This window comes from Inquilinus sp. OTU3971 (genome assembly GCF_038440215.1).
This window is the reverse complement of the sequence record NZ_JASATH010000254.1, coordinates 1-9,748: the sequence shown is the minus strand read 5'-3', so window position 1 is coordinate 9,748 and position 9,748 is coordinate 1. Positions and strand designations below refer to the sequence as shown.

The 9,748-nt window shown below is 69.7% G+C and carries 11 protein-coding genes; 10 read left to right on the top strand and 1 reads right to left on the bottom strand.

The annotated features are described in order from the left end of the window. The first annotated feature begins 193 nt into the window (after window positions 1-193). The 8 genes from AAHM41_RS36550 to AAHM41_RS36515 all read left to right on the top strand — a co-directional run bounded on the left by AAHM41_RS36550 (window position 194) and on the right by AAHM41_RS36515 (window position 6,196). On the top strand, window positions 194-865 hold the full coding sequence (locus AAHM41_RS36550; RefSeq protein ID WP_342241558.1) for an amino acid ABC transporter permease: 672 nt from the start codon (window positions 194-196) through the stop codon (window positions 863-865). Next, window positions 865-1,518, top strand: a complete 654-nt coding sequence (locus tag AAHM41_RS36545; RefSeq protein ID WP_342241557.1) for an amino acid ABC transporter permease — start codon at window positions 865-867, stop codon at window positions 1,516-1,518. The genes AAHM41_RS36550 and AAHM41_RS36545 overlap by 1 nt, the downstream gene beginning before the upstream one ends. A 394-nt stretch (window positions 1,519-1,912) precedes the next feature. Further along, the gene (locus AAHM41_RS36540; protein ID WP_342241556.1) at window positions 1,913-2,899 is read left to right on the top strand and encodes a calcium-binding protein; all 987 of its coding nucleotides are present in this window, start codon (window positions 1,913-1,915) and stop codon (window positions 2,897-2,899) included. A 78-nt stretch (window positions 2,900-2,977) separates the two neighbouring features. Next, window positions 2,978-3,202, top strand: coding sequence for a hypothetical protein (locus tag AAHM41_RS36535; RefSeq protein WP_225766854.1), 225 nt, complete (start codon window positions 2,978-2,980; stop codon window positions 3,200-3,202). A gap of 132 nt (window positions 3,203-3,334) precedes the next feature. Continuing rightward, window positions 3,335-3,709 (top strand): hypothetical protein, encoded by a 375-nt coding sequence (locus AAHM41_RS36530; protein ID WP_342241555.1) that lies wholly within the window; start codon window positions 3,335-3,337, stop codon window positions 3,707-3,709. A 13-nt stretch (window positions 3,710-3,722) separates the two neighbouring features. Then, window positions 3,723-3,947, top strand: a complete 225-nt coding sequence (locus AAHM41_RS36525; protein WP_342241554.1) for a hypothetical protein — start codon at window positions 3,723-3,725, stop codon at window positions 3,945-3,947. 316 nt (window positions 3,948-4,263) lie between these two features. After that, window positions 4,264-4,992 carry a class I SAM-dependent methyltransferase gene (locus AAHM41_RS36520; RefSeq protein ID WP_342241553.1) on the top strand — a complete coding sequence of 243 codons (729 nt, stop codon included), beginning with the start codon at window positions 4,264-4,266 and terminating at the stop codon, window positions 4,990-4,992. A gap of 7 nt (window positions 4,993-4,999) precedes the next feature. Beyond that, window positions 5,000-6,196, top strand: coding sequence for a multidrug effflux MFS transporter (locus AAHM41_RS36515; RefSeq protein ID WP_342241552.1), 1,197 nt, complete (start codon window positions 5,000-5,002; stop codon window positions 6,194-6,196). Window positions 6,197-6,378: 182 nt separating this feature from the next. Here AAHM41_RS36515 and AAHM41_RS36510 read toward each other — a convergent pair whose 3' ends face one another. Then, window positions 6,379-6,780 carry an acyl-CoA thioesterase gene (locus AAHM41_RS36510; protein ID WP_342241551.1) on the bottom strand — a complete coding sequence of 134 codons (402 nt, stop codon included), beginning with the start codon at window positions 6,778-6,780 and terminating at the stop codon, window positions 6,379-6,381. Between the two features lie 93 nt (window positions 6,781-6,873). Between AAHM41_RS36510 and parE the strand changes: the two genes are divergently transcribed. Together parE and AAHM41_RS36500 are read left to right on the top strand one after the other, a co-directional pair. After that, window positions 6,874-8,856: a DNA topoisomerase IV subunit B gene (gene parE / locus AAHM41_RS36505; RefSeq protein ID WP_342241550.1), complete on the top strand. Its 1,983-nt coding sequence runs from the start codon at window positions 6,874-6,876 to the stop codon at window positions 8,854-8,856. 289 nt (window positions 8,857-9,145) lie between these two features. Then, complete coding sequence (locus tag AAHM41_RS36500; RefSeq protein ID WP_342241549.1) at window positions 9,146-9,673, top strand: hypothetical protein; 528 nt, start codon at window positions 9,146-9,148, stop codon at window positions 9,671-9,673. Window positions 9,674-9,748 lie beyond the last annotated feature (75 nt).

The following is a 9,748-nucleotide window of genomic DNA, read 5'->3' as shown; positions in this document are numbered from 1 at the left end:
GTCTCCTTCGGGGGCCCCCCCCCCCCCCCCCCCCCCCCCCCCCCCCCCCCGCCCCCCGCCCCTCCCTCTCCCCAAGGAGAGGGAAAGGGACGGCTGCCCTACACCTCTCCTTGGGGAGAGGTCGAAATCGCAACGCGATTTCGGGTGAGGGGGTAGCGCCGGCCTCTCCGCTAAGGCACCGACGGAGACGCGGGTGAACTACCAGTTCAATTTCGGCGTGGTCTGGGACAGCCGCGACCTGCTGCTGAGCGGCCTGGCGCTCGGGCTCGGCCTGGCGGTGGTGTCGATCCTGATCGGCTGCGTCCTCGGCCTGATCGGCGCCTTCGCCGCCACCTCGCGCAGCCGGGTCGCCCGCGGCCTGGCCTCTGCCTATGTCACCTTCTTCCGCAACCTGCCGATCCTGGTGATCCTGCTGTTCGTGTTCTTCGCCCTGCCGCGGGCGGGGATCCGGCTGGACAAGATCGACAGCTTCGTCGCCTCGCTCTCGGTCTATGCCGGCGCCTATCTGGTCGAGGTGTTCCGTGCCGGCATCCAGTCGGTGCCGAAGGGCGTGATCGAGGCCGGCACGGCGCTCGGCCTCAAGCCGATGCAGATCCGCCGGCTGCTGGTGGCGCCCTTGATGCTGCGCAACATCCTGCCGGCGCTGGGCAGCAACTTCATCTCATTGTTCAAGGACACCTCCCTGGCCGCGGCCATCGCGGTGCCGGAGCTGACCTTCTACGCCCGCAAGATCAACACCGAGAGCTTCCGCGTGATCGAGACCTGGATGGTCACCAGCCTGCTCTACGTCGCCGCCTGCACCGTCATCGCCTTCCTGCTGCGCCGGCTCGAGGCGCGGCTGCGGCTGCCCGGGGGAGCCCAGTGATGGACGCCTTCCTGCAGCAGATCTGGGTGGCACGCTGGGCCCTGCTCGACGGAGCCTGGCTGACGGTGCAGATCTCAGCCGTGTCGATCGCCGCCGGCACCGTCTTCGGCGTGCTGATCGGCCTGGCCCTGACCTATGGCGGCCGCGCCCTGCGCTGGCCGGCCCGGCTCTTCGTCGACTTCATCCGCGGCACGCCGGTGCTGGTCCTGGTGCTGGCCGCCTTCTACATCCTCTCCGTCATCGGCATCCAGCTGACCGCGGTGCAGGCCGGCATCTTCGCGCTGGCCGTGTTCTGCAGCTCGCATGTCGGCGAGATCGTGCGTGGCGCGCTGCAGGCGATCCCGCCGGGCCAGACCGAGGCGGCGAAGTCGCTCGGCCTCAGTTTCCGCCAGACCGTGGTCCTGGTCCTGCTACCGCAGGCGCTGCGCCAGATCCTGCCCAGCTGGGTCAACACCGGCACCGAGATGGTCAAGGCGTCGACCCTGCTGTCGGTGATCGGCGTCACCGAGCTGCTGCTGGCGACCAAGGAGGTGATCAGCCGCAACTATATGAGCCTGCAGTTCTATCTGCTGGCCGCGGCGGTCTACTTCGTCGTCAACTTCGCCATCGAGCGCCTCGGCAAGGCCCTCAGCCGCCGCGCCGCCCTGCGGTGAGAGCGCAGGGCCGGCGCCCCCCGTCTCAAGATCTTCGACATTCCCCCTGCAATTGCTTCAAATAAATATTACCGATTTATGCGCCGCTTGCCGAAAAGCCATTATCGATCATTTTCTTTAATTCCGCCACATTAGAAAATAGGTTTCGTCGGATAGAATCCACTCCACATCCTGACAAGATCGAGTCTAAATAGACTTCGAATCGGCCACGACGTCAGGCAGAATCCGGCGAAACCTTTCACGGCTCTCCGGCTTCGCCGGATTTCGCGACCGTCGTGGCCTTTGCCGTCTGCGGGGCCGCGTCCCGGCCGGGCGAGCGGCGGCCTCCGGGCCCTGGCCCTGCGACGGGCACCGACTTCGGACATCGCGTGTGACATGCAAGGGGGACATGGACATGACTGCGACCAACACCACCAACGGTTCCGACATCATCATCGGCACGCCCGGCGATGACACCATCGACGCCGGCAACGGCAATGATGTGGTGAGTGGCGGCGCCGGCGACGACACCATCGACGGCGGCAATGGCTTCGACGTGATCACCGGCGGCGCCGGCGACGACGTCATCGACGGCAGCGAAGGCCTCGACGTCATCGACGGCGGCGGCGACGCCGACTGGCTGCGCGGTGGCAATGGCGGCGACGTCATCACCGGCGGTGAGGGCCGCGACAGGATCGCCGGCGGCAACGGCGCCGATGCCCTGGACGGCGGTGCCGGCAACGACCTGTTGCGCGGCGGCGCCGGGGCCGACATCCTCAGCGGTGGCGACGGCATCGACATCGCCAGCTACGCCGAAAGCGACGCCGCCGTCTCGATCAACCTGGCGACCCATGTCAACCAGGGCGGCAGCGCCAATGGCGACGTCATCGCCGGCGACATCGAGACCATCCACGGCAGCCGCTTCGGCGACACGCTGACCGGGAACGCCGGCGACAACATCCTGCGCGGCCTGGACGGCGACGATGCCCTGGCCGGCGGCGCCGGCGACGATCGACTGGTCGGCGGCGACGGCGGCGACCGGATCGAGGGCGGCGCCGGCGCCGACACGCTGATCGGCGGCAGCGGCGCCGACCGCTTCGTCTATGCCGCGGCCGGCGACACCGGCACCGGCCTCGACACCCGCGACGTCATCGCCGACTTCGCCGATGGCGACAGGATCGACTTGGCCGGGATCGATGCCGATGGCGACGCCGGCAACGGCGACACCGCCTTCGGCTTCATCGGCGGCGCCGCCTTCTCCGGCCAGGCCGGGGAGTTGCGCTTCGACTCCGCCGGAGGGCTGACCGTGATCGGCGCCGACATCGACGGCGACGGCCAGGCCGACCTGTCGATCGCGCTGCTCGGCGGCTACGACCCGGTCGCCGGCGACTTCGTGCTGTAGCACCGGCGGCGGGACGGGGCGGAACAAACCGCGGTGCCGCGGGTTGCCTGACCCGTCCCGTCCTGCCCCGAGAGCCCGATGACCCGCCGCCTCCTGCCGATCGCCCTCGCCGCCGCCCTGCTCGCCGCCGGCTGCACCAATATGAGCCGCGAGGCCCAGGGCACGCTCAGCGGCGCCGGCATCGGCGCGGCCGGCGGCGTCGCCCTGACCGCCCTGACCGGCGGCAGCCTGCTGGCCGGCGGCGTGATCGGCGCCGCGGCCGGTGGCGTGGCCGGCAATCTGAAGAGCAAGGGCTACTGGTAAGTCCGGCCCGGTGGGCCCCTCCCCGCCGCCCCCCATATCCGGATACGCAGCCTCTCTTCGGCGCCATCTATCATTTGATTATCCTCCCAAAAGGCGGAACACTCGTTCCGTCATTTCAGTCGGGAGGAAATAATGGCGTTAACATCCATTAGGCCCTTGCTTGTCGGGGCCGTGCTGATCGCTGCCGCAGCGGCGATGCCGGCCCGGGCCGGCGATGTCCCGCTGGTCACCGGCGAGCATTGGACCAAGGCGTCCGAGGCCGAGAAGAAGGCCTTCCTGGTCGGCGCCGCCAACGTCATCTCGGTCGAGTACGAGCTGCGCAAGGACGACCGCCGCACCCGGCCGGGCATGATCAACGCGCTGATCACCAAGCTGGAGCCGATGTCGTTGGCCGACATCTCCAAGGGCGTCGACGGCTACTACGCCGCCCATCCGGACCAGTTGTCGCGCGCGGTGGTCGAGGTCATCGTCACCGACGTGGCCAAGGTCGAACCCCGGCGGAAATAAGGAGGGCGCGATGATGAAGCGGATTCTTCTGCCCGTGGCGCTGTGCGGCGCGCTGCTCGCCGGGGCCTGCAGCAACATGACCCGCGAGGAGCAGACCACGCTCAGCGGCGGCGCGATCGGCGCTGCCGGCGGCGCCGCGATCAGCGCGCTCGCGGGCGGCAATGCCGGCGTCGGCGCCCTGATCGGCGGCGCGGCCGGCGCCATCGCCGGCAACCTGAAGGGCAAGGGCTACTGGTGAGGATCAAGGCCCGGCCGCCTGGCCGGGCCGCTTCCTGCTGCAGCGCAAGGGATAGGATCGAACTCCATCCTGCAGAAACCTGTCCTTGACGCGAAGTCCCTCGACAGCGATACAGAAGCCATGTCCGTGATCGCATCCCGCATCGTCGTCAGACGCAACCGCATCGCCGTCGGCGGGACGCCCGGACTCTGTGTGCGCTGACCCCGGTCGGCGCCCGATCCCACGCAGCCCCGCCGGAAACGGACGGGGCTTTTTCTTGGCCGCATTCCCGGCTTGCCGCGCACCCCGTCCGCCCCTTTCAGATGGAGTCCGCAGCATGACCCAGAACATCTACGACAACCCCGCCTTCTTCGCCGAATACAGCCGGCTGCGCCGGTCGGTCGAAGGCCTCGACGGTGCCCCGGAATGGCCTGCCCTGCGCGCCCTGGTGCCGGACCTGACCGGCCGCCGCGTGGTCGATCTCGGCTGCGGCTTCGGCTGGTTCTGCCGCTGGGCCCGGCAGGCGGGCGCCGCCGCGGTGCTGGGCCTCGACGTCTCCGAAAACATGCTGGCCCGCGCCCGGGCCACCGACCCGGACGATGCCGTCACCTACCGCCGGGAGGATCTGGAGCGGCTGGAGCTGCCGCCGGCATCCTTCGACCTCACCTACAGCTCGCTGGCGCTGCACTACATCGCCGACCTGGAGGGGCTGCTGGCGCGGCTGCACCGGGCGCTGGTGCCGGGCGGCCGGCTGGTGGCCTCGGTCGAGCACCCGATCTACTCCGCCCCGTCCGATCCGAAATGGCTGCGGGACGGGGCCGGGCGCGACGTCTGGCCGGTCGACCGCTACCTGGATGAAGGGCCGCGCGTCACCGACTGGCTGGCCAAGGGCGTGGTCAAGCAGCACCGCACCATCGGCAGCTATGCCGGGCTGCTGCTGCGGACCGGTTTCACCCTGTCGCATATCGAGGAATGGGGCCCGACCGCGGAGCAGATCGCCGAACATCCGGAATACGCCATCGAGCGGCAGCGCCCGGCCTTCCTGCTGTTCGCCGCAGACCGCTGAGCCCATCATGATCCGCCCCCGCAGCCTGCCCTTCCTGGTCTTGTTGGCCGCCCTGGTCGCGCTGGGCGGGCTGGCGATCGACATGTATCTGCCGGCGCTGCCGACCATCGGGGTGGAGTTCGCGACCACGCCGGACCGGGTGCAGCTGACCATGAGCATCTACCTGCTCGGCTCCGCCGCGGGGCAGATCGTCATCGGCCCCTTGAGCGACCGCTTCGGCCGGCGGCCGGTGCTGATCGGCGGCTTCCTGCTGTTCGCGGCCGCCGGCCTCGGCGCCATGTCCGCCGGCTCGATCGACGCCCTGATCGCCTGGCGCCTGCTGCAGTCGCTGGGCGCCGCGGTCGGCGGCGTGGTGGCGGTGGCGATGGTGCGCGACAGCTACCCGGTCGAGGGCGCGGCGCGGACCGTGGCCCATCTCAGCACCATCATCGGCCTGTCCCCCGCCGTCGCCCCCTTCATCGGCGGCGCGCTGCTGGAGGTCTACGGCTGGCGCAGCATCTTCGCCGCCCTGGCCGTGGCCGGGGTGGCCCTGGCCGGCACCGTGGCCTTCGGCCTGGGCGAGACGCGGACGGGGGCCGCCCGGCCGCCGGCCAACCTGCTGGCCCAGCTGCTGCACAGCTACGCCACGCTGCTGCGCGACCGCCGCTTCGTCGCCTATGTGCTGTGCGTGTCCTTCGCCTTTGCCGGGCTGTTCACCTTCATCGCCGGCTCGCCCTATGCCGTGATCGAGCATTGGGGCGTGCCGCCGGCCCGGTTCGGCTTCATCTTCGCCGTGCTGCCGATCGCCTTCATGGTCGGGGCCCAGCTCAGCGCCGCGCTCGGCCGCTGGCTGTCGGTGACCACACAGCTGTCGTTCGGCGCGATGCTGTGCTGCGTCGCCGGCCTGGCGCTGCTGGCGTTCTACCTGCTCGACGGCGGGCCGGTCGCCTTCATGCTGCCGGTCGCGGCCTATGTCGTCGGCGTCGGCATCATCCTGCCGCAGGGCATCGCCTGCGTCATGGCCGACCATCCGCAGATCGCCGGCGCCGCCTCGGCCGTGGCCGGCTGTACCCAACTCGCCCTCTCCGCCGCCACCGCGGCGCTGGCGGCGGCGCTGTCCGACGGCACGCCGCTGGCCATCGCCGTGACCATGGCGCTGGTCGCCCCCGCCGCGCTGCTGGCCGAGCGCATCGCCGCCCTCACCCGCCGCCCGCAACCGGCCTGACCAAGGTCTGCAATACTCGCTTGACCGGATGTTCCGCCTATGTTCTTCTGCTTCCACAAGAACATAAGAGGAACATCATGAGCGACTGGACCTTCATCCGCGAGACCGTGACCCTCACCCTGCTGTTCGGCATGTGCTACGGCCTGGCCGTGTTCGGCTACGCCTGGGGGCTCTGAGCCCGCTCACCCGATCGCGGTCGGCTCCGGCGGCAGGGGCCGGGACTTGCCGTCCGCATCGATGGCGACATAGGTGAAGGTGCCGTCGGTGACCTTGACCACGCTGTGGTCGGTGCGCCGCTGCACGAAGGTCTCGATCCGCACCTTCATCGAGCTGCGCCCGTTGGCCACCAGCTCGGCATAGCAGGAGACGGTGTCGCCGATCCGCACCGGGGCCAGGAAGCTCATCGCGTCGACCGCCACCGTCGCCGTGCGGCCCCTTGCCCGCTCATGCGCCACCACCGCGCCGGCCAGATCCATCTGCGACAGCAGCCAGCCGCCGAAGATATCGCCGTTCGGATTGGCATCCTTCGGCATGGCGATGGTGCGGAGGGCCGGCATCCCGGAGGGCAGCAGGAGGGTGGTCACCGATGGAATCCTAGATTTGGTTACGCAGAGGCCGGAAGTGTCTATATGATGGAGGCAGCCCGCAATTCCACGAGAAGACCCCGAATCCGGATCATGGCAGATCTGTTCGAGCCCGGCACCAACTCCAACGGCCGCTACACCGCCAGCGACATCGAGGTCCTGGAGGGGCTGGAGCCGGTGCGCCGCCGGCCCGGCATGTATATCGGCGGCACCGACGAACGCGCCCTGCACCATCTGGTGGCGGAGGTGCTGGACAACGCCATGGACGAGGCGGTGGCCGGTCACGCCAACACGATCGACCTGTCGCTGGACGCCGACGGCTTCGTCACGGTCCGCGACAACGGCCGCGGCATCCCGGTCGACGACCATCCGAAATACCCCGGCAAGTCGGCGCTGGAGGTGATCCTCACCACGCTGCATTCCGGCGGCAAGTTCTCGAACAAGGTCTACGCCACCTCGGGCGGCCTGCACGGCGTCGGCCTGTCGGTGGTCAACGCCCTGTCGGACGAGCTGCGGATCGAAGTGGCGCGCGACCGCCAGCTCTACCTCCAGCGCTACTCCCGCGGCCTGCCGCAGGGCCCGTTGGAGCGCGGCGGCGCGGTGCAGAACCGGCGCGGCACCACGATCAGTTTCCACGCGGATCCGGAGATCTTCGGCGCCGACGCCCGGCTGCAGCCCGGCCGGCTCTATCGCCTGGCGCGGTCCAAGGCCTATCTGTTCCGCGGCGTCGAGATCCGCTGGCGCTGCGACCCGGCGCTGGTCGCCGGCGACGACCGCACCCCGGCCGAGGCAGTGCTGCACTTCCCGGGTGGCCTGTCCGACTACCTCAAGGCGGCGCTGAACGACCGGCCGATGCGGACGCCGACCGCCTTCGCCGGCACCGCCACCTTCCCGGAGGGGGGCGGCCAGATCGAATGGGCCGTGGCCTGGCCCGAGGACGATGACGAGGGCTTTGTCCACACCTACTGCAACACCATCCCGACGCCGCAGGGCGGCACCCATGAGCAGGGTCTGCGCAGCGGCCTGCTGCGCAGCCTGCGCGGCTTCGCCGAGCTGGCCAACCACAAGCGCGCCGGCCAGATCATCGCCGACGATGTGATGTCCGGCATCGCCGTGCTGCTGTCGATCTTCATCCCCAACCCGCAGTTCCAGAGCCAGACCAAGGACCGCCTGTCCTCGCCCGAGGCGACGAAGCTGGTCGAGGGCGCGATCAAGGACCATTTCGACCATTGGCTGTCGGCCGACCCGAAATCGGCCGAAGGGCTGCTGGAGTTCCTGACCGACCGGGCCGAGGAGCGGCTGCGCCGCAAGCAGGCCAAGGAGAACGGCCGCAAGACCCCGACCGCCCGCGTCCGCCTGCCCGGCAAGCTGGCCGATTGCAGCCGCAACGCGCCGGAGGGCACCGAGATCTTCCTGGTCGAGGGCGACAGCGCCGGCGGCTCGGCCAAGGCGGCGCGCAGCCGCGAGACCCAGGCGATCCTGCCGCTGCGCGGCAAGATCCTGAACGTTGCCAGCGCCTCGGCCGACAAGCTGGCCGGCAACCAGGAGATCGCCGACCTGACCCTGGCGCTGGGCTGCGGCACCCGCAGCCACTATGCCAGCGACAAGCTGCGCTACGAGCGGGTCATCATCATGACCGACGCCGATGTCGACGGCGCCCATATCGCCTCGCTGCTGATGACCTTCTTCTACAAGGAGATGCGCGGCCTGATCGCCGAGGGCCACCTGTTCCTGGCGCAGCCGCCGCTGTACCGGGTGCAGGCCGGCACCACCACCGTCTATTGCCGCGACGACGCCCACAAGGACGAGGTGCTGGCCGGCCAGTTCGCCGGCAAGAAGGTCGAGATCAGCCGCTTCAAGGGCCTCGGCGAGATGATGCCGGCGCAGCTGCGCGACACCACCATGGACCCGGCCAAGCGGTCGCTGCTGCGGGTCGATCTGGCGGACGATCCGGAGGACGAGATCGACGGCCGCCGCACCGCCGACCTGGTCGAGCAGCTGATGGGCCGCAAGCCGGAGCTGCGGCTGCGCTTCATCCAGCAGAACGCCGACAAGGCGACCGAGCTCGACATCTGATCTCGACGAGCGGTGATCGAACCCTCCCTGCGAGGGACCGTCATTGCGGGGAGGCGAAGCCGACGAAGCAATCCATCTTTCCGCCCTTGCGGCCCTGGATTGCTTTGCATCGCTAATGACGATCCTTTCATCGGTACGAGCCTCAAGACCTAAGCCTGGGGCATCCGGCCGCAGGCTGTGACCCCGGGCACAAGCGGGACCGAACGGTCAGCGTAGAACGGTGCAGCCGGCCGATTGGCGGCCCCCGCGCCGCGCCCTATCATCGAGACCGGCCGCATCGAGAACGGACATGATCCAGCATCGCTTCCGCCTCCCGCCTCTCGCCGCCCTCGCCCTGGCCGTCCCGATCCTGGCCGGCTGCGCCAGCGACCGCGTGGTGGTCTCCGACATCGGCATCCGCTATTCCCGGGGCGAGTTCTCGGCCGCGGCCGACGGCCGCGACCTGCGCACCGTGATCCAGGGCAACCCCTTCGGCACGCCGGACTTCGACCAGGCGCTGCTGCGGATCATGAACCGCACCTATGTCGGGCCGGCCACCCGCTTCACCACCACGCCCGGCCCCACGGCCAAGCGCGACTATTTCGTCTCGCTGGTGTTCAACCCGGCCCCGGACGTCGTGCCGCAGGCGCTGTGCAGCGGCAAGCCAATCCCGACCGCGCCGCCGAATCCGAGCCGGATCACCGCCCGCGCCGTCTTCTGCATCACCGGCGGCGAGGCCACGGCGGTGATCGGTTATGTGAACGATGTCACGGGGCCGGACGACCCGAACTTCGTCAGCATGATCCAGCACATGATGCTGGCGATGTTCCCGTACTGATCGCGGCGGGGGGGGGGGCGGGGCGCCCCCCCCCCCCCCCGCCGGGGGGGTATGGAGGGGCGCGAGAAACAAGAG